Source organism: Ruegeria sp. CDSA079 (assembly GCF_059612245.1).
Window position 1 is genome coordinate 1 of record NZ_JBXWQF010000017.1, and the last position, 17,298, is coordinate 17,298.

General features: G+C 56.6%; 20 protein-coding genes and 1 tRNA gene. 15 read left to right on the forward strand and 6 right to left on the reverse strand.

The window, feature by feature from the left end:
• Window positions 1-515: 515 nt before the first annotated feature.
• The 3 genes from AC2FJZ_RS16255 to AC2FJZ_RS16265 are packed head-to-tail and all read left to right on the forward strand — an operon-like array spanning window position 516 to window position 3,034.
• Window positions 516-1,265: a 5-oxoprolinase subunit B family protein gene (locus AC2FJZ_RS16255; RefSeq protein WP_496778921.1), complete on the forward strand. Its 750-nt coding sequence runs from the start codon at window positions 516-518 to the stop codon at window positions 1,263-1,265.
• Entirely contained in the window at window positions 1,262-2,260 is a 999-nt protein-coding gene (locus AC2FJZ_RS16260) for a 5-oxoprolinase subunit C family protein (protein WP_496668861.1), read from the forward strand. The genes AC2FJZ_RS16255 and AC2FJZ_RS16260 overlap by 4 nt, the downstream gene beginning before the upstream one ends.
• A gap of 12 nt (window positions 2,261-2,272) precedes the next feature.
• The gene (locus AC2FJZ_RS16265) at window positions 2,273-3,034 is read left to right on the forward strand and encodes a LamB/YcsF family protein (RefSeq protein WP_496778923.1); all 762 of its coding nucleotides are present in this window, start codon (window positions 2,273-2,275) and stop codon (window positions 3,032-3,034) included.
• Window positions 3,035-3,121: 87 nt separating this feature from the next.
• Here the strand turns inward: AC2FJZ_RS16265 and AC2FJZ_RS16270 are convergent, their stop codons facing one another.
• Both AC2FJZ_RS16270 and AC2FJZ_RS16275 read right to left on the reverse strand, forming a co-directional pair.
• Window positions 3,122-4,489, reverse strand: coding sequence for a D-alanyl-D-alanine carboxypeptidase family protein (locus AC2FJZ_RS16270; RefSeq protein WP_496779038.1), 1,368 nt, complete (start codon window positions 4,487-4,489; stop codon window positions 3,122-3,124).
• A gap of 301 nt (window positions 4,490-4,790) precedes the next feature.
• Window positions 4,791-5,492 carry an HAD family hydrolase gene (locus AC2FJZ_RS16275; protein ID WP_496778925.1) on the reverse strand — a complete coding sequence of 234 codons (702 nt, stop codon included), beginning with the start codon at window positions 5,490-5,492 and terminating at the stop codon, window positions 4,791-4,793.
• Between the two features lie 93 nt (window positions 5,493-5,585).
• Between AC2FJZ_RS16275 and clpS the strand changes: the two genes are divergently transcribed.
• From clpS to hemF, 4 genes are read left to right on the forward strand one after another with little or no spacing between them, the layout of a single operon-like run.
• On the forward strand, window positions 5,586-5,927 hold the full coding sequence (clpS, locus tag AC2FJZ_RS16280) for an ATP-dependent Clp protease adapter ClpS (RefSeq protein ID WP_050604216.1): 342 nt from the start codon (window positions 5,586-5,588) through the stop codon (window positions 5,925-5,927).
• Window positions 5,928-5,973: 46 nt separating this feature from the next.
• On the forward strand, window positions 5,974-6,939 hold the full coding sequence (locus AC2FJZ_RS16285; RefSeq protein WP_496778927.1) for a class I SAM-dependent methyltransferase: 966 nt from the start codon (window positions 5,974-5,976) through the stop codon (window positions 6,937-6,939).
• Between the two features lie 36 nt (window positions 6,940-6,975).
• Window positions 6,976-7,776, forward strand: coding sequence for an SDR family NAD(P)-dependent oxidoreductase (locus tag AC2FJZ_RS16290; RefSeq protein ID WP_050604214.1), 801 nt, complete (start codon window positions 6,976-6,978; stop codon window positions 7,774-7,776).
• Between the two features lie 5 nt (window positions 7,777-7,781).
• A complete protein-coding gene (gene hemF / locus AC2FJZ_RS16295; RefSeq protein WP_496778929.1) occupies window positions 7,782-8,666 on the forward strand; it encodes an oxygen-dependent coproporphyrinogen oxidase in 885 nt (294 codons plus the stop codon).
• 3 nt (window positions 8,667-8,669) lie between these two features.
• On the opposite strand, the gene AC2FJZ_RS16300 is transcribed toward hemF, so the two are convergent.
• Window positions 8,670-9,077 (reverse strand): hypothetical protein, encoded by a 408-nt coding sequence (locus AC2FJZ_RS16300; protein WP_496668853.1) that lies wholly within the window; start codon window positions 9,075-9,077, stop codon window positions 8,670-8,672.
• A 131-nt stretch (window positions 9,078-9,208) separates the two neighbouring features.
• Between AC2FJZ_RS16300 and AC2FJZ_RS16305 the strand changes: the two genes are divergently transcribed.
• Window positions 9,209-9,772, forward strand: a complete 564-nt coding sequence (locus AC2FJZ_RS16305; protein ID WP_496778930.1) for a toxin-activating lysine-acyltransferase — start codon at window positions 9,209-9,211, stop codon at window positions 9,770-9,772.
• Entirely contained in the window at window positions 9,773-10,699 is a 927-nt protein-coding gene (locus AC2FJZ_RS16310; protein WP_496778932.1) for a Hint domain-containing protein, read from the forward strand. It abuts the gene before it with no gap.
• Window positions 10,700-10,701: 2 nt separating this feature from the next.
• Here AC2FJZ_RS16310 and modC read toward each other — a convergent pair whose 3' ends face one another.
• From modC to modA, 3 genes are read right to left on the reverse strand one after another with little or no spacing between them, the layout of a single operon-like run.
• The gene (gene modC, locus AC2FJZ_RS16315) at window positions 10,702-11,802 is read right to left on the reverse strand and encodes a molybdenum ABC transporter ATP-binding protein (protein WP_496778934.1); all 1,101 of its coding nucleotides are present in this window, start codon (window positions 11,800-11,802) and stop codon (window positions 10,702-10,704) included.
• Window positions 11,799-12,491 carry a molybdate ABC transporter permease subunit gene (modB, locus tag AC2FJZ_RS16320; protein WP_050604252.1) on the reverse strand — a complete coding sequence of 231 codons (693 nt, stop codon included), beginning with the start codon at window positions 12,489-12,491 and terminating at the stop codon, window positions 11,799-11,801. Before modB ends, modC begins: the two co-directional genes overlap by 4 nt.
• A gap of 5 nt (window positions 12,492-12,496) precedes the next feature.
• The gene (gene modA / locus AC2FJZ_RS16325) at window positions 12,497-13,276 is read right to left on the reverse strand and encodes a molybdate ABC transporter substrate-binding protein (RefSeq protein WP_496778936.1); all 780 of its coding nucleotides are present in this window, start codon (window positions 13,274-13,276) and stop codon (window positions 12,497-12,499) included.
• Window positions 13,277-13,585: 309 nt separating this feature from the next.
• Here modA and AC2FJZ_RS16330 point away from each other — a divergent pair.
• From AC2FJZ_RS16330 to AC2FJZ_RS16355, 6 genes are all read left to right on the forward strand, one after another.
• Window positions 13,586-13,661: transfer RNA gene (locus AC2FJZ_RS16330), tRNA-Val, on the forward strand.
• A gap of 253 nt (window positions 13,662-13,914) precedes the next feature.
• Window positions 13,915-14,361, forward strand: coding sequence for a YonV C-terminus-related protein (locus AC2FJZ_RS16335; protein WP_496778938.1), 447 nt, complete (start codon window positions 13,915-13,917; stop codon window positions 14,359-14,361).
• Window positions 14,358-14,690: a hypothetical protein gene (locus AC2FJZ_RS16340; protein WP_496778940.1), complete on the forward strand. Its 333-nt coding sequence runs from the start codon at window positions 14,358-14,360 to the stop codon at window positions 14,688-14,690. The genes AC2FJZ_RS16335 and AC2FJZ_RS16340 overlap by 4 nt, the downstream gene beginning before the upstream one ends.
• 13 nt (window positions 14,691-14,703) lie before the next feature.
• Window positions 14,704-15,426: an NAD(P)-binding domain-containing protein gene (locus AC2FJZ_RS16345; protein WP_496778942.1), complete on the forward strand. Its 723-nt coding sequence runs from the start codon at window positions 14,704-14,706 to the stop codon at window positions 15,424-15,426.
• A gap of 106 nt (window positions 15,427-15,532) precedes the next feature.
• Window positions 15,533-16,216 (forward strand): GntR family transcriptional regulator, encoded by a 684-nt coding sequence (locus tag AC2FJZ_RS16350; protein ID WP_496778944.1) that lies wholly within the window; start codon window positions 15,533-15,535, stop codon window positions 16,214-16,216.
• A gap of 77 nt (window positions 16,217-16,293) precedes the next feature.
• On the forward strand, window positions 16,294-17,298 hold the full coding sequence (locus AC2FJZ_RS16355) for a GlxA family transcriptional regulator (protein ID WP_496778946.1): 1,005 nt from the start codon (window positions 16,294-16,296) through the stop codon (window positions 17,296-17,298).

Genomic DNA, 17,298 nt, shown 5'->3' on the forward strand with positions numbered 1-17,298 from the left:
GCGTCTAACCGTCTTTCCAGTCCGTCAGGCCGTCTCTCCGACCCGTCAGCACCGCCTCAGCAGCGCCGGTGAAGGGGGTTCTAAGGTTTACCCACAAAACCCGCAAGCAGAAAAAACAAAAAATCAAAAGTTTTTTTATGCTTTCGCAAAACATTATTAAATTCAGTAAGTTACGGTACATCACACATAGCAAAAACCGAGCTGGTGAGCAAATTCCTTTCACTGCACCCTACTTGGACTGGCTCGTACAAATGAGCCTACCACTACATATTGACCGCAAGCAGAGTTCGGGCACAAGTGGGCGCGACTCAAACCTGTGAAACGACTCGCGATTTTAGACAAATCTGGCCTCTATCAACTCATGGGAGTCCAAAATCAGCCAGGCCAACTCGGATCCTTATGCCTCACGTAAATCTCATTCGTTCGCCGTCACCCCTCCAAGACCCGTCTTGCACATCCTATTCGGATAAGGTCTGGTTCCAGTACTTTGTTGTCGGCACACACGCAGGATCGGTATGGCCCGTGACCTTCAGTTTCCTTTGGTCAGAACCGTTGGTTTTGACGGAGCGCTCGTAACATTTGCGGATCGCATGTCCGAGAACGCAAACCGTGCGGCTCTGGCATTTCGATCCGAAGTGGATCATCTGCAATGGGATGAGGTCACCGAGTCATCGGCGTCTTTGGGGTCCACCTTGGTGCGGTTCGACACGCAGCGCGTCTCTCATCAGCAGATGCTGGAAAAGCTTCAGCATCTCATAGGCCAAAAGGACTGGTACAACACACCTCTTCCCTCAGGCCGCAAGCTGTGGCGTGTACCAACGGTATACGGAACCGATCTGGCGCCACAACTGGACGATGCAGCGGCCGCCGCCGGATTGACGCCGGAAGAGGCAATACGACGCCTTGGCCAGTCGCGGGTGCGGGTTCTGACTATCGGGTTTGCGCCCGGACAGCCCTACCTTGGGCCATTGGGCCCCGAGTTCAACATTCCCCGACTGCCAAGTCTGACCCCGATGGTGCCAGAGGGCGCGTTGGTTTTGGCCATCTCGCAATTCGTCCTGTTTTCCGGGCCGACACCAACCGGATGGCGGCATGTCGGGCAAACCGCATTTCGATGCTTTCGCCCGGAGAGGGCCGACACGTTCCCGCTTCGGCCCGGAGACGAATTGGTGTTCACACCTGTATCTCGGGAAGAGTTGCAGCATATCCGCGCCAACAATACAGACAATACCGGCGGTGCCACCTGTGAGGAGATTGCGCCATGAGCCTGATCGTCCATCGGATCGGCCCCTCATGCACAATCCAGGATCAGGGCCGCGTTGGGTATCTGGATCAGGGTTTGTCCCGCTCCGGCGCTGCCGACATATTGGCCTTGCATGAAGGGGCTGCATTACTGGGGCAAAGCCCGGACCTCGCGGCGCTGGAAATGGCCGGAATGGGGGGCGAATTCGAAGCCACGCAAAACATGCACATCGCCTTAACCGGTGCGCGGATGCAGGCCAGCATCGATGGTGGCCCAGTGTCGTGGAATGCTTCGCACCAACTGGCCGCCGGGCAAAGGCTGGTCATCGGAGCAGCCGTGCAAGGCAACTACGGCTATCTTCATCTGGGGGGCGGCATTGAGGCCAAGGTTTTTCTGGGATCGCGCTCGGCACATCTGACGGCACGGATCGGTCGTGCAGTACAACAAGGCGACACGCTGACCTGCGGACTTCATACAGGTAAGACCGGGCTGAAACTTATGCCGGCTGATCGGTTTGCGGGCGGAGAGTTGCGCGTGGTGGCCAGCTTTCAGACCACGTTGTTCGATCAGGCGACGCTGGATCGGTTTGCCGCGACCGCCTTCAGACGCGGCACGCGCGCCAACCGGATGGGGATGCAGGTGGACAGTGACGGCGGCGGGTTTGCTGCGTCGGGCCAATTGAACATATTGTCCGAAGTGATCACCCCCGGCGATATTCAGATGACTGGCACAGGAGACCCCTTCATCCTGCTGCCGGAGTGCCAGACCACAGGGGGCTATCCTCGTATCGCAACCGTATTGCCCTGCGATATGCCGCGCGCAGCTCAGACACCTGCGGGCGGTTCCATCCGCTTCAAATTTGTCAGCATGGATGAAGCCAGTGCGTTGCACACAGGTTTCCTGTCAGATCTTGCGCGCCTGCCCTCAAGGGTCGAACCTCTGGTCCGCGACCCGCACGACATTCCGGACCTGTTGTCCTACCAATTGATTGGCGGAGTGATCTCTGCCACCGACTAAGGAGATATGCCGATGCCCAGCGTCGATCTGAATGCCGATATGGGGGAAAGCTTTGGCCCCTGGAAGATGGGCGATGACGAAAGTCTGCTGAAGATCATCACCTCTGCTAACATAGCCTGTGGTTTTCATGCAGGCGACCCGGATGTGATGGCAGCGACGATGCAACTGGCTGCCGAGAACAATGTTGGTATTGGCGCGCATCCCGGTCTTCCCGATCTGCAGGGCTTTGGCCGCCGGAACATGAAATTGCCCCATGATGCTCTGCGCAATCTGGTCCGGTATCAACTGGGTGCCGCACAGGGCATGGCCAAGGCGATTGGCACCAAAGTGCGACACCTCAAGCTGCACGGGGCGCTGGCCAATATGTGCTCAGTCGATATTGATATGGCGCGGGCCTGCTATCAGGGCGCTTTGGATGTCGACCCAGACATTATTGTCATGGTCCTTGCGGTGACAAAGCAGGAAGATGCCGTACGCGAGCTCGGATGCAAATGGGTGGGCGAGATTTTTGCCGACCGCGCTTATAATGACGACGGCACCTTGGTGGACCGCAGCCTGCCTGATGCCGTGATTCACGACGCTGATGTGGCGGCACCGCGCATTCTGAACATGGTTCGCGAAGGCGCAATCATCACTGAAAGCGGCAAGAGATTGGAGACATCTATCGACACGATTTGCCTGCATGGGGACGGGCCCACGGCGGTTCAGATCGCCCGCTCGGTTCGGGAAAGCCTGATCGGTGGTGGGGTCGATGTGACGAAGTTCACCCGGTAGTCTCGTCCATGGTGGCCGCGCCCTGTCATGAAAAAAGGGCTGCGGAGAACCACAGCCCAGATCCAACGGGAGAGTATTTGCCGAACCTTATGATGGTCCGATCATGAAACAGGTCACATTGCGGGCCTGCAACCGGCGACACGCCAAATCGGCCTGTTCCCGGGTCATCCCCTGAAAAGTTGCGTCAAACCCGCGCGAGCTTTGGTTCACCTTGCGCAACGTGCCCTCCAGCGTAGTCATTTCCGACAACGCGGTTTTCAGCAGAACCTTCTCGGCCTCATACCGCGTGGTGTAGCGCCCCACATTGACGCCCCACAGATGCCCGCCGGACGAAGACAGTCGGGTGACAACCTCCTGCTCGGGCTCGGGTTGCTTTACCGTTTCGGTCGACGCCAGAACCAGATCAGCGGGGCGTTGTGCTGGACGGGTGCCCGGTTCCTGCTTGGACGAGGCGGTCGGCGCGACGTCTGCCTGGGCGATGGCCGCCGCGATGCCATTGGTGATCCGGGCGCTGTTCTGATCCGCAGTAGCCGCCACTGCACGTGCAACCTGTGTCGATGCGCTTGGGCGCACGACGGGACGCAGGCTGGTCTTTGGAGGCCCGCTCAGGCGCGCGACCTGCGTGCCCAGCCCAACATTGCCCGCATAAGCCGGGCGTGCCGGTTTGCGAATAGGTGCACGCGATGGGGCGCGACGGAAACCCAGATCCAAAAGCTCGGCCACTTTGGCATTGCGCGACGCGCCAGATTTTCCGCCAAAGACGGTTGCGATGATCCGTTCATTCTTACGCTTGGCCGACGCCACCAGATTGAAGCCCGCTGCACGGGTGTATCCGGTTTTGATGCCGTCCGCCCCTTTGTACGCAGCCAGAAGGCGACGGTTGGTGTTCGGCACGGTCTTGATCCCGGCATGTGTCGATTGACGCGAGAACAGGTTATAATACTGCGGATAGTCATACAGCAGATGCCGTCCCAGCGTGGTCATATCGCGCGCCGTGGACAAATGCCCTGATTCGGTCAGGCCATGCGCGTTCTTAAAGGTGGTACGGCTCATCCCCATCGCTTTGGCGGTGCGAGTCATGCGGCGGGCAAAGGCCGCTTCGGACCCGCTGATGGCGATACCGATGGCGGTCGCTGCGTCATTGGCTGATTTTACAGCAGCCGCGCGGATCAGGTAACGGAAGGCAATCGTCTGTCCCGTCCGCAGACCCAGCTTGGACGGCGGCTCGGCCGAAGCTTTCTTAGTAATCCGTACAGGCGTATCAAGCGTAATCTCACCGTTTCGCACCGCCTCGAACGCGATATAAAGCGTCATCATCTTGGTCAGCGACGCTGGATGCAACCGCGTGTCTGCATTGCGCGAATGCAGAACCTCTCCGGTACGGGCGTCAATCACCATTGCCGCGTAAGGTGCCGCTATGGATTTGAGCGGCGCAAACGCCAGCACACATAGCATCGCTATAAGGAATAAGCCCGTTCGGGCCGGAACTGTCCGCCGAATCTGCACGATCTTTGCCTCTGTCTGCCTCGCGCCGCCGGGTTTTCCCGGTCGGCAAGTTTTATTTTATTACCACCAAGGCTAACACAGGGGGGGGGTGAAATAAACTGAAAGCTGCGCTTTTTGCAATTTCGTCATGTGCGCCACATTGGGCTACATGTTGATAAAACTCCGGCCCTGACCCACCAGATGCGCGATTGTGGCAGCGCTTTGCCGTTGCGCAACAGGGTTTTTTTGAAACTGCGACCATAAAGCAACATCACTTCAGACTGTGTACCAGATCGGCCAGATCCCCCAAATCGCGCAGCTCGCGGAATCGGGGGCTTTCAACCGGGGCTTCGGCGTGCTCGACTTCCCACACCAGACCGTGGGGCACGTAAACGCCCCAGCATCCGGCCTGAATCGGGGCCACCACATCCGAGCGCATGGAATTGCCAACCATCATTGCAGCAGCCGGACCATCCCCATGGGATTCAAAGATCGCCCGATATGTATCCGAAGTCTTTTCCGAGACAATCTCGACCCCGTCGAACAAATCGCCCAGCCCGGACTGTGCCAGTTTACGCTCTTGATCGATCAAGTCACCCTTGGTAATGAGAATGACTCGGTACATACCGGTCACATTTTCAATCGCATCGCGCGCATGGGGCAACAATTCAATCGGATGTGCCAGCATCTCTTGCCCGGCTTCGATCAATTGCCGAATGACCGAGGCCGGAACACGGTCTTCCGTGACCTCGATGGCGGTTTCGATCATCGACAGAACGAACCCTTTTATCCCATAGCCATAATGCCTGATGTTGCGTTTTTCGGCGGCCAAAAGACGCTCCATCAGATGATCGCGGTTGGCGTGATCGGCCAGCAATTCGGCGAAATGGGCCTGTGTCAGCTGAAAAAACCGTTCATTTTGCCAAAGGGTGTCATCCGCATCAAACCCGATTGTTGTCAGTTCTTCCGTCATCCAATTTAAGTCCGCTTGCTCTTTTCACCGGCCATGCCCACGTTATATAAGCGCCAAGATAAACCCCAAGCCTGAATCGGACAGTTGCACACGATGCTGGACAAGACCTGGATGATGTCTGACACCCCGGACGACGACAGTGACGCGTCTATCCTGCTGCAGACGCGCCCAAAAACCAAACGTCCGCCCTTGTATAAGGTGCTGTTGCTGAACGACGATTACACGCCGATGGAGTTTGTCGTGCATGTGCTGGAACGGTTCTTCGGAATGACCCACGCGCAGGCGTTCGAAATCATGCTGACGGTTCACAAAAAAGGCGTGGCCGTTGTCGGCGTCTTCAGCCACGAGATTGCCGAGACCAAAGTTGGCCAAGTGATGGATTTTGCCCGCAGGCACCAACACCCGCTGCAATGCACCATGGAACGTGAAGAATAAGGCATCTCGCCTGACGCACCCTCTCTTTTCTCTGACGGAACTGCCCATGTCCCCTCGCTTGGAACTTGCATTGCAAAACGGCCTGTCGCTGTCGCAGCCTGTGACAGTGATCTGCCCGGTGCCAGAGCATGATCTTTCGGCGCTTCCCTCTGACGCGCAGGTGGTACAACCGTTCAAACCCTTTCACGACCATTTTGCCGCGCAAGGCTTTAACTCGGTGCCCGAAGCGGAAGACCCGTGTCAGGACGCAATCGTGTTTTTGCCACGTGCCAAGGCGCTGGCGCGCGCAATGATCCAGCGGGCTTGTTCGCGGGCCGCAGGGGTTGTCGTGATTGATGGCGCAAAGACCAATGGGGTGGACAGCATATTGAAAGATGTGCGCAAGCGGGCTGACGTCGAAGGCCCCCTGTCTAAAGCGCACGGCAAAATTTTCTGGTTTCAGGCCGACGCCTCTGCTTTTGCAGATTGGGCCGCTCCCACCGCACAGAAGGTCGGTGGTTATTATACGGCGCCGGGGGTGTTTTCGGCAGATGGGGTCGATCCGGCCTCGGCCATGTTGTCAAAAGCATTGCCCGCCAAACCGGGAGCTCGGATAGCGGATCTTGGTGCGGGTTGGGGATATTTGTCAGCAGACATCCTGAAGCGCGATGGCGTTAAATCACTGCATCTGGTCGAGGCAGATCACGCCGCTCTGACCTGCGCGCTCATGAACGTCGAGGACCCGAAAGCAAAGTTTTACTGGTCGGATGTCGTCACCTGGGCCGCACCGGAACCTATCGACACGGTGGTGATGAATCCCCCGTTTCACACCTCGCGCAGCGCGGACCCGGCGCTTGGTCAGGGATTCATCATCGCAGCCGCGCGCAATCTGACCCGCAACGGAACCCTGTGGATGGTGGCCAATCGCCATCTTCCCTATGAAACAACGCTGAACGAACACTTCGCTCAGGTCACTGAAATTGCCGGAGACAACCGGTTCAAGGTTTTTCAGGCCTCTCGCCCTCGGCGCTAAGGCTCGTTAACCTGCCCCCAATTCAGGAGGATTCGGATGTCCTTTTCCATCGCTGGCAAGACAGCAATTGTAACGGGCGGAGCCAATGGCATCGGGCTGGCTATCGGACGCCAATTCGCGGATGCAGGTGCAAATGTAATGTTCGCCGACATGGACGAAAAGCGCCTGGTCGATGAATTGGGCGAACAGGCCGAAGACGGAAATATCCGCTATTTTGCTGGCGATCTGCGGGAAAAGCTGACCATAGCGAACCTACTATCGGCCACACTGGATGCGTTTGATCAGGTGGACATCCTGATCAATGGCGCGCGGCAGGTGATCCCATCTGATCCGCTGGATCCCGAAGATGACTCGGTCCGCACTCTGCTGAACCAGAATCTGATGCCCGCCCTGCGGTTAAGCCAGCTGGTTGCAAAACGCATGATCAAACAGGCCGATGGGGACGAGGAAAACCCTGCGGGGTCGATTATCAACCTGTCTTCTATTGCGGCTCGCCGAACACATCCCGACCTGATGGCCTATTCGGTCTCAACTGCGGCGTTGGATCAGATGACACGGTCTCTTGCGGTTGCGCTTGCGCCGAACCGTATTCGGGTCAACTCCATCGCGCTTGGTTCAGTGATGAGCGCGTCCCTGCAATCGACCCTCAAGGAAAACCGGGATTTCCGCGACGATATCGAAAAGCACACGCCGCTGGCCCGTATCGCTTCGGCTACGGAGCTGACCGAAACCGCGCAGTTTCTGGCATCCGATGCGGCCGGCTTCATAACCGGCCAGATCCTGACAATCGATGGCGGTCGCACCCTACTTGACCCCGTCGCCGCCCCGGCCCACTAAGACACATGTTCGATACAGAAAAATCCACTGCTTCCGCCTGGTTTCGCCAATTGCGCGACGACATTGTTTCTGCGTTTGAAGCCCTCGAAGACAGCCACGACACTGGCCCATTTTCCGACGCAAAACCCGGTCGGTTCGAAGTCAAAGAGACCAAACGCCAATCCGAGGACGGATCGGACGCAGGTGGCGGGCTGATGTCCGTGATGCGTGGCGGGCGTGTGTTCGAGAAAGTTGGCGTCAACGTCTCGACCGTCTATGGCACGTTGGGCGAACGCGCGCAGCAGGCGATGGCGGCACGCAAAGGTATCCCTGGCATGACCGAGGATCCCCGGTTCTGGGCCTCGGGGATCAGCCTGGTGGCGCATATGCAGAACCCTCATGTCCCTGCGGTGCACATGAACACGCGCATGTTCTGGACCCCACACGCCTGGTGGTTTGGTGGCGGATCGGACCTGAACCCTTGCATCGAGTATGACGAAGACACACGCCATTTTCACGCCACTCAAAAAGCCCATCTGGACCCACATGGCGTTGCGCATTACCCGCGCTTAAAAGACTGGGCAGACGAGTATTTCTATATTCCTCACCGTAAGCGTGCCCGGGGTGTGGGGGGAATTTTCATGGATGACTACTGCACCGGCGACTGGCAGGCTGATTTCGTCCTGACGCAGGATATTGGTCGGGCTTTCCTGCCTGCCTTCCTGCCATTGGTCGAAAAACGGCGCGTGCAGGGCTTTTTGGATGCGGACAAAAACACCCAACTCGTGCATCGCGGCCTCTATGCCGAATACAACCTGGTCTACGACCGGGGTACTAAATTCGGACTGGAAACCGGGCACGACCCGGATGCGGTTCTGATGAGCCTGCCGCCGATGGCGAAATGGGTCTGACGTTCAGAATGTGTCCATGATGAAGTTGTCGTAGCAGTAGTTCTGTGCCGACGACGCGGACATGTTGGCACCGACCTTCCGAACGGTGATTGAATACCCCGGTTTGGTATCTGCGCCGGGTGGTGGTGTCAGAGAAAACTGAACTGTTCGGACGCCGGGTTCGTAAGCACGAAAAATATAGATCCGCTGATTGTTCGGCACGCCCAAAGTTCGGATCGCATAATCCCCGATACCGCACCAGTAGTTCACGGGCGCTGACGAGCCTATGGCCTTGACCTCATAAACCCCATCCGGCAGCGACGTAATCTCTGTGCGAAATTGCGGCCGAATGTTCAGGCCAAACCCAACCGCTTCGGTCAGGGAAGGCATCAATACCAGTGCCGCGGCGGCAAAAGCCCTAATAAAACGCATGATCCAATCTTCCCGAATTGAGGGGTCGCAGATTTAAGCATAGCCGGGACAGCCCCTGAGTAAAGTGGAACAGACCGGTAACGCTGACGCTCTGACGGCGCTGGGAATTTCTTCTACCCATATGGCAGGAAATGGGTACACTAATTCTAAGGTTTTGGTTCACATCAGATATTGGCGATCCTTTGAGCAAGAGCTTCCCCAAAGACTGGTTCGATTTTCCGCCCGAGAAATATGCCGATCTGGGCGCGATGTTCTACCTGGCCGGGTTGACGAAGACCCATCAGAAACGCAACCTGGCACAGGTTCTTTACGCGTTCGAGACGCCGTTCCGTCTCGGCCAGTACCATATCTTCCGGCAAGACGGGTTTCCCCGTGGCTTTGTCACCTTTGCCGGGCTCAGCCCTGAGGCCGAATACCGCTATGCGGTGCAGGAAAAACCACTGAAGGACACGGATTTCACCAGTGGGCCTTCCTTCTGGATCGTCGATCTTGTGGCCCCATTTGGACAAACGAACCAGATTGTTGATATCCTCAAAAAGGAAATACCGCATCCGCGTGTTCGTACCAACCGAATGGACAGCGACATGACACGCAATCGGATCGTGGAATGGACGCGGGATCAGGCGGGCGAAGTCCATATGCGCCTGTATCGAAAAAGAGAGTTTGAACAGGTGCTGCAACAGGGCGAAGGATAAGTGGTTTCGGTTACAATCACAGGCGAATTGACCGGAGACGTGACCGGGTCCCCGCCCAATGTGGCGATGGGTCAGCCGACGCTGGACAATGGCACGTTCACGCCAACGACCCAGACCTGGACGATCGCAACGCCCCCCGCCAACGGCACCGCCTCGATTGATCCAAACACCGGCGAGTGGACCTATACGGTCGACCCGACCTTTTTTGACAGCCTGGACAACGGCGAGATCGTTTTCGATACCTTCTTTATCAGCGTCACGGGCACAACGCAGGTGGGGCCGTTTACCCTGCCGTTTTCCAACAATCCGGACCCGGTTGCAGTCACTATCAGGATCGAAGGCGTCTGTTTTGCAGCCGGGACATTGATCGAGACCGAAGACGGCCCGAGGGTCATAGAAACGCTGGACGTAAGTCACAAAGTGGCAACCGCGGATCACGGGCTGCAACCTATTCGCTGGATCGAAAGCAGTGTAATTCCGCCCGAGCGATTGCGTGATGAGCCCGCGTTGCAGCCGGTCTGCATCTCAGCAGGAAGTCTGGGACCGAACACACCCTGCCGGGATCTTCTGGTTTCGCAACAGCACCGCATTCTGGTGAAGGGCCCGAAAGTGGAACTGCTGTTCGGTGCCGCCGAGGCGCTGGTGGCAGCCAAGCATCTGTGCAGTTGGCCGGGGATACACATCGACACCTCGATAGAGACGGTCGAATATCTGCACATCCTTTTGGATCAGCATGAGATTCTGAATGCTGACGGGGCGCAGGCCGAAAGCCTGTTTCTTGGGGAAGAGGCGCTTTATACACTGTCCTCCGACGCCCTGAGCGAACTGGCGGCGATCTTTCCGGATCGGCCAACCTCTGCTCACACCGGGTTCGGGCGCGCGGCACGCTTGATTTTGCGCGAACACGAAGCTCGCGCCCTTGCCTGAGATTACAATCCGGTCGCGATGCGCCCCCCGACATCCTGCGGCGCCAAGGCAACCGTCTTGATCACCGCGTGACATGGGCTGCCCGCCTGCAAGTTCAGCGCCGCAACCGACCGGCGTGTGACGCGCGCAAGAACATTACCCGCCGGGGTCTTAACGGACACGATCGCACCGGGCCCATCGCCCGACCGGATCGAATCCACCGTACCACTGAGCACGTTCAATGCAGACAATCCCTCGGGTTTTTGGTTGGACAGGATCACCTCTTGCGCCGGGATGCGGATACGCAAACGCGCCCCGACTTCATGCGCGATGCGCGGTAAGAACAGTCGCGCGCCATTTGCATCCAGCTCGGTCAATCCGTCTGCGTGGTGCTGCGCCACCTGAACTTCCAAAACGGCCCCAACCGCGCGAACGCCGGCAGGCGCCACCGCGGGATCGGCCAGAACCTCAGACGCAGGCCCATGACGCACGGCTTTGCCGTCCTGCAGGGCAACCACCGAGGTTGCCAGACGCGCAACCTCGGCCGCCGAATGGGTCACATAGAGAATAGGGACCGACACTTCGTCCCTTAGACGTTCAAAATACGGCAGGATTTCTGCTTTTCTCGCTTCGTCCAGCGCCGCCAGAGGTTCATCCGCAAGGATCAGACGCGGACTTGCCAGCAACGCCCGCCCGATGGCCACGCGTTGTTTCTCGCCCCCTGACAGCCCGGCTGGACGGCGATCCAGAAGTCGGCCAATACCCAGCATATCAATGACCTTGTCAGGTTCTTCCCGCCGCACCCCTTTCGGGGCGAACCAGCGACCATAAGCCAGATTTTGGCGCACGGTCAGATGAGGAAATAACCGCCCTTCCTGAAAGATATACCCCAACCGTCGCCGGTGCGGCGAAAGCCACTGCCCACGATCCGTATCGAACAGGACCCAATCCTCGACCGCCACGCGACCCGCCGCGGGCCGCAGCAGTCCGGCCACAGCGTTGACAATAGTCGTCTTGCCCGACCCGGACCGCCCGAATAGAACAGTCACACCAGGCGGCGCTTCAAAGCTGACATCCAGATCCAGATCCGACAGATGATGTTGCACCCGAACAGAAAGGCTCATGACCCGGCCACCCGCGCGGCGGCGCGCCGCCCTACGTATTCCGACAAAAGAAGCGCGCTCATCGCGATAACGATTGAGATGAGTACCAGCCGCGTTGCAGCCGCCTCACCGCCCGGTACCTGCAGAAATGCGTAGACCGCGGACGGAAGCGTTTGGGTCTGGCCCGGAATGTTGGACACAAAGGTGATGGTTGCCCCGAACTCGCCCATAGCTTTGGCAAAGGCCAGAATGGCACCGGCAATGACGCCCGGCAGGATCATCGGCAAGGTCACGGTCAGAAACACCATCGGGTGCGACGCCCCCAGCGTGGCCCCGGCCTGTTCCAGTTTTGGATCCACAGCCTCGATCGACAAACGTATGGCCCGCACCATCAAGGGAAACGCCATGATCCCGGCGGCCAGGGCGGCCCCCGTCCAGCGAAATGCGACGACGACCCCGAACTCGGCAAGAACGCGTCCCAACGGCCCGTGAATTCCAAACGTCAGCAACAACAAATAACCCGTCACAACAGGCGGAAGGATCAGGGGCAAATGCACCAGACCATTCAACACTTGCCGCCCGGGAAACCGCCAGCGTGCCAGCGCATAGGCTACGAATATCCCAAACGGCAATGTCGCCAGCGTCGCCCAGAACGACACACGCAGAGACAACTTTAATGCTTCAATTTCGGCAGGGCCCAACCAGTCCACGAGCATCACCCGCCCGGCAGAGAAAACCCCTGCCCCTGAAAAACGGATAAGGCCGCATCGCCACGCAAATGGTCCAGAAATGCTTGCGCGCTATCCTTTGCATGTGTCGTGATGGCAGCAGGATAAATGATCGCAGGATGCAGGTCGGCGGGAATTGTCGCCACAACACTGACCCGCTTTTCAACCTCAGCATCCGAACGATACACGATACCCAATGGCGCAGCCCCTGCCGCCACCAATGCCAGAGCTGCGCGTACATTATCAGTCTGTGCAACGTGATCTTGCAATTCATTCCACTGGTTCAGGCTTTGCAGCGCGGCTTTGCCATATATACCTGCGGGCACCGCATCAACTAGGGCCATGGCCAGAAAGCCGCCATCCAATTCGGCCTCGAGATCATGATCCGGTTGGATCTCACCCCAACTCGTTCGGCCAAGAGCACCAATAAGAACCAGAGCGTTGCCCAGCAAATCCACCCGCGAATTCGCCCGGATCAGACCTTCCTGTTCCAAAACGTCCATCCAATCGGGGTTTGCCGAGATGAACACGTCCGCAGGCGCGCCCTGCTGAATTTGTCGTGCCAGAACCGACGATGCCGCATAAGAAACCGTAACGCTGTGCCCTGTTTCCTTCTCATAGCCTTCAGCAATCTCATCCAAAGCTGTTTTCAGGCTCGCCGCTGCAAAAACCAAAACACCCTCGGCCCCGGCCCGGACCGGTGCCAACGCCAATGCACCTAAGACCAGTGCCACCATCCAGGAACGGCGGGTGAAGGTTTGGGTCATGTACACTCCCGACCGGAACGTTGCAGTCCCTTCGGGAATATCGGAGGGCATAGCCCTCACGCAAGCGCCTTTGAGAATTTACCGGGATCGTTGCCGCTGCGTTGCAGAAAGTCCAAAAAGATCACTGCAGTGATCAGAATCACGCCGCATCAAAGATGACGTGCGCTAATTTGGAACACCACTGGACTGTACCACACTCAGGTTGCGCGCCAATCGGTGCAACGCAGATTGGTTACACGCAATGGAATTCAAGAAAATCCCTCAGACCCTCTTGCGCCCGCTCGCAGGCTTGGCTAAACGCAGCGTCACGGGTGATTAGCTCAGTTGGTAGAGCGCTTCGTTTACACCGAAGATGTCGGGAGTTCGAGTCTCTCATCACCCACCATTTCCTTCATTTTCAATGGTTTACTCAGGGTCTTGTAACGAGAACTTGGAGACTATTTGGGGATGAATGTACGAGAATCGAAACCTCAAAACCGTGTTGGACTACCCAGAGGACTGTTCCTCAGAGGTAAAGGGCAGCCGAAAGCGTGTTCGTCCGAGAAGTCAGAGGCCTTATTACCGTTAAAGGAATTACGTCTCTTGATCCGCTTTCATTCAGTCACACAGACCAAACAGACAAAACCTCAGGTTCACCCATGGTCTACAATGATTTGGTCCCTAAAGCGCTGTATACGTTGGCACGAAATACCCTTAGGGAAGTTCCTCTTAAAAATATCTTACTAACTTGTCCAAAGATAAAGTGGTTCGCCGGAGGAAAAAGCCCGACAGTTGGTTCTGATGGGGTAGAAAAGGGAAAGTACCGTCCCGGCCCATACGCCAAAGGCTCTCGGCTTCAGGGCAGAAGCGGGCGTGTTCATTGGCTCCCCAATACGACAAGAGGCACGAACGATTATAAGAACGCAACGCACCTGATCTATCTCTATAATCAGTTCTTAAATCCCAACATCCTAAGATTTCTCGGCAAAGGATCAGTGAGTCAGGACGACTATGCGCTCACTGAGTTAATCCAATGGGTTTGGAGATCTAGGATCAGAGACGGGAAACCGATCACTGTTTACGGCACCTCTATGAGGTTCGTATGACGCTGGCATCATACATCGGCGGGCTATCCCCAACCCGTATCACTCAGGAACATCGTGACAAGGCGCGTTGGATCTCTCAAAGAGCAATTGAGCTTTGCGAAAACCGCGACTCGCAGGAGTTCGTAGGGCAAGAAGTTCATGACGCGCTGGTGATCGAAACCAACGACCTGCTTGTTGCACGGGAACAGGATGACATATCAGCGGTAGGACATGTGCAGCGCATTCATATTGGATACGGTTATCGTATGATCCGCAGACATCTGTTTGAAACCACGGAAGAACAGAAACCATCGGGGCGCCGGGCCAAAAAATCAAAGAGCCCGCAATGAAGGTGATAGTACGATGCGAATTGGAATAATCGGTACGGGAACCATTGCGGCAGCCGTTGTCGAAGGCATGGCAGTGGACGGCCACCCAATCACCGTGTCGCGCCGGAGCGATACAAAATCAGCGGCGCTGGCCCGCAAGTTTTCAAACGTAACCGTCGCGGACAATCAGGAGGTTGTTGACGCAAGCGACGTTGTGTTTTTGGGCTTGATAGCGGAACAAGCAGCTTCTGCCCTTGAAAAGCTAAAGTTCCGCCAAGACCAGAAGGTCGTCTCGCTCATGTCAGGCCCGTCCCTGAGTGAGCTGGAGGATATGGTCGCCCCTGCCAGCGCAGTAGCGAATATGATACCTTTTCCGGGAATCGCTGTCGGTGAATCTCCGATACTGGTTCTGGGAGATGCGTCCATCGTGACCGACCTTTTTGGCGCGCGAAACCCTGTTTTCCATCTGAATTCTGCGGCTGAACTGTCTGCCTATCTGGCTGCTCAGGCTGTATTGTCACCAACGGTGCTGATGGTTCGGGGTGCCGGCGACTGGCTTGGACAGCAGGTGCAGGACGCAGAGCGAGGCGAAGCCTTCCTACGCGCCTTGGTCGGATCCAGCCTGACATCAGCACCGGATTGTCGGCACCTTCTTCAATCGCTGGATACGCCTGGTGGCTACAATCAGCGGCTTCGCAAACATATGGAATCCCAGGGCATCCTTGAGCAACTGAATGATGGCTTGTCAGATCTCTGACCCGAAAGGTTCAGTGCGTCGTCCCAGTATTCCGTCATGGATGTTGTTGAAAGAAATCTGATCAGCGGTCAAAATCAAAATCAGCAAACAAGGAAGGCTTGATGAGTTGACCATCGTTGAACAACAAATCGATGCTCCAACCAAAGGCACGGTAGATCACATTCAGGAGCAAATCCTGGAACGTATCTGCTTTGCGTATTATCGACCCGCGTATCGGTTGAAAGAAACCGCGTTGGCCAACGAATTCGACGTTAGCAGAACGCCGCTTCAGGATGCGATCCAGCGTATTGGACATCTGGGGTTGGTTGAAACGCGCAATGGTGTCGGGACGATCGTCATCGAGCCTTCCGATGAACGCATACGGCACCTCTATGAAATGCGGATGGAGCTGGCCAGACTGATCGGAGAGCTGTCACCTGCCGCAATAGAAACACATCATCAGGAAGAAATCTGCTCGGTCCATCAAAGCGCTCCGACACTGAGGGAAAGCATGGATTCTCAGGACTACGTGAAACTAAACCAGCGGCTGCAAGCTTTGATTACTTCCTTGATCGGCAACATGTCTCTGCGGGACTTCTGGAATCAGGCATATTTCCAAGCGACCAGTGTCTGGCACCGAATGGAACAACTGATTGGATCAGAGGCCTATGATGCACTGGTCAGAGAGGCATTTGATTTGTTGATGGCGGTGGAGCGCAAAGACATCGCGGCGGTTGGGTTTTTGCAGAGAACCCATATCGGTTATGGATTCCAGTCGCTTGAGGAACACCTGTTGACCCACCCAAAATAACGCCAAAGCGTATGGGTTCAATCAATCTGGCGGTCCGGTCAAACGGACCCAGCCCAGTAAAAGCATGATGTGAAAAAATGGAAGAACAACAAACCACGTCTATCGGCATCCTGATCTTTCCGGGCTTTCCTATGGCTTGCCTGACCTCATGTATCGAACCTCTGCGCGCCGCCAACGAGATTTCAGGTCAAGATGCCTTTCGCTGGACGGTGGTTGCTGAAAAAGACGAAGCCGTGCAATCCTCTGCAGGGGTGAACTTCTCTCCCGATTGTGCACTGGCTGAAGTCAAATCTCTGGATCATTTGCTGTTTGCTGCAAGCCCAAACAGCGTGTTTGAAAACCCGTCAAAGGCGAATGCGGTCCTGCAAAGGCTCTTTCGAGGTAAGACACGGCTTGGAGCGATCAGCGGCGGTGTGTTTCCATTGGCCAGAAGCCGGTTAATCGGAGAAAACTCCCTCTCGGTTCATTGGTGCTATGAGGCCGCATTTCAGGCAGAGTTTCCAGAGATTCCGATACAAGACACCGTAATCTGCACCGAAGGGGCATTTACGACCATCTCCGGTGCCTCAGCCGTGTTTGACTATATGCTGACACTGATCGAACAGCGTCTGGATGGTGAAACAATGGCTGAAGTCGCCTGTTGGTTTCAGCACCCTTTCATTCGTAGCGCGGCGGTGACGCAGAAAATTCCGGCGATCTCGACAGCCAAAAGTCAGGACCTGATGCCGAAACAGGTTGCGCGCGCCATTCAGCATTTTGCCGAACATATCGAAAACCCGATACAGATCAGCGAGGTGGCTGAGGCCGTTGGCCTATCCGCGCGCTCGCTGGAGCGCGGTTTTAAGAAGGCGACCGGCCAAAGCCCTCTTAGCTACTATCGAAAGATGCGGATGAAACAGGCACGGCAACTGGTTCTGTACACAAACGACCCGGTTGCCGAGATTGCCTATATGGTCGGGTACGCCACGCCCGGCGCATTCATGCGGCATTATCGCGAGACTTTTGGCGTGACGCCGATCAGTGATCGGCGTGCCAAAAATTCACTACGTGTCGGCAGCGATGACGTGCTGCCATCAGGCTGA

Bases quoted from the DNA above. Each gene is read 5' to 3' on its own strand.
- AC2FJZ_RS16305 (WP_496778930.1), top strand. From the start codon at position 9,209: ATGGGTACACTAATTCTAAGGTTTTGGTTCACATCAGATATTGGCGAT.
- AC2FJZ_RS16355 (WP_496778946.1), top strand. From the start codon at position 16,294: ATGGAAGAACAACAAACCACGTCTATCGGCATCCTGATCTTTCCGGGC.
- hemF (WP_496778929.1), top strand. From the start codon at position 7,782: ATGTTCGATACAGAAAAATCCACTGCTTCCGCCTGGTTTCGCCAATTG.
- modA (WP_496778936.1), bottom strand. From the start codon at position 13,276: ATGACCCAAACCTTCACCCGCCGTTCCTGGATGGTGGCACTGGTCTTA.
- AC2FJZ_RS16285 (WP_496778927.1), top strand. From the start codon at position 5,974: ATGTCCCCTCGCTTGGAACTTGCATTGCAAAACGGCCTGTCGCTGTCG.
- AC2FJZ_RS16345 (WP_496778942.1), top strand. From the start codon at position 14,704: ATGCGAATTGGAATAATCGGTACGGGAACCATTGCGGCAGCCGTTGTC.
- AC2FJZ_RS16270 (WP_496779038.1), bottom strand. From the start codon at position 4,489: ATGCTATGTGTGCTGGCGTTTGCGCCGCTCAAATCCATAGCGGCACCT.
- AC2FJZ_RS16260 (WP_496668861.1), top strand. From the start codon at position 1,262: ATGAGCCTGATCGTCCATCGGATCGGCCCCTCATGCACAATCCAGGAT.
- AC2FJZ_RS16340 (WP_496778940.1), top strand. From the start codon at position 14,358: ATGACGCTGGCATCATACATCGGCGGGCTATCCCCAACCCGTATCACT.
- AC2FJZ_RS16255 (WP_496778921.1), top strand. From the start codon at position 516: ATGGCCCGTGACCTTCAGTTTCCTTTGGTCAGAACCGTTGGTTTTGAC.
- modC (WP_496778934.1), bottom strand. From the start codon at position 11,802: ATGAGCCTTTCTGTTCGGGTGCAACATCATCTGTCGGATCTGGATCTG.
- clpS (WP_050604216.1), top strand. From the start codon at position 5,586: ATGCTGGACAAGACCTGGATGATGTCTGACACCCCGGACGACGACAGT.
- AC2FJZ_RS16275 (WP_496778925.1), bottom strand. From the start codon at position 5,492: ATGACGGAAGAACTGACAACAATCGGGTTTGATGCGGATGACACCCTT.
- AC2FJZ_RS16300 (WP_496668853.1), bottom strand. From the start codon at position 9,077: ATGCGTTTTATTAGGGCTTTTGCCGCCGCGGCACTGGTATTGATGCCT.
- AC2FJZ_RS16335 (WP_496778938.1), top strand. From the start codon at position 13,915: ATGGTCTACAATGATTTGGTCCCTAAAGCGCTGTATACGTTGGCACGA.
- AC2FJZ_RS16290 (WP_050604214.1), top strand. From the start codon at position 6,976: ATGTCCTTTTCCATCGCTGGCAAGACAGCAATTGTAACGGGCGGAGCC.
- AC2FJZ_RS16265 (WP_496778923.1), top strand. From the start codon at position 2,273: ATGCCCAGCGTCGATCTGAATGCCGATATGGGGGAAAGCTTTGGCCCC.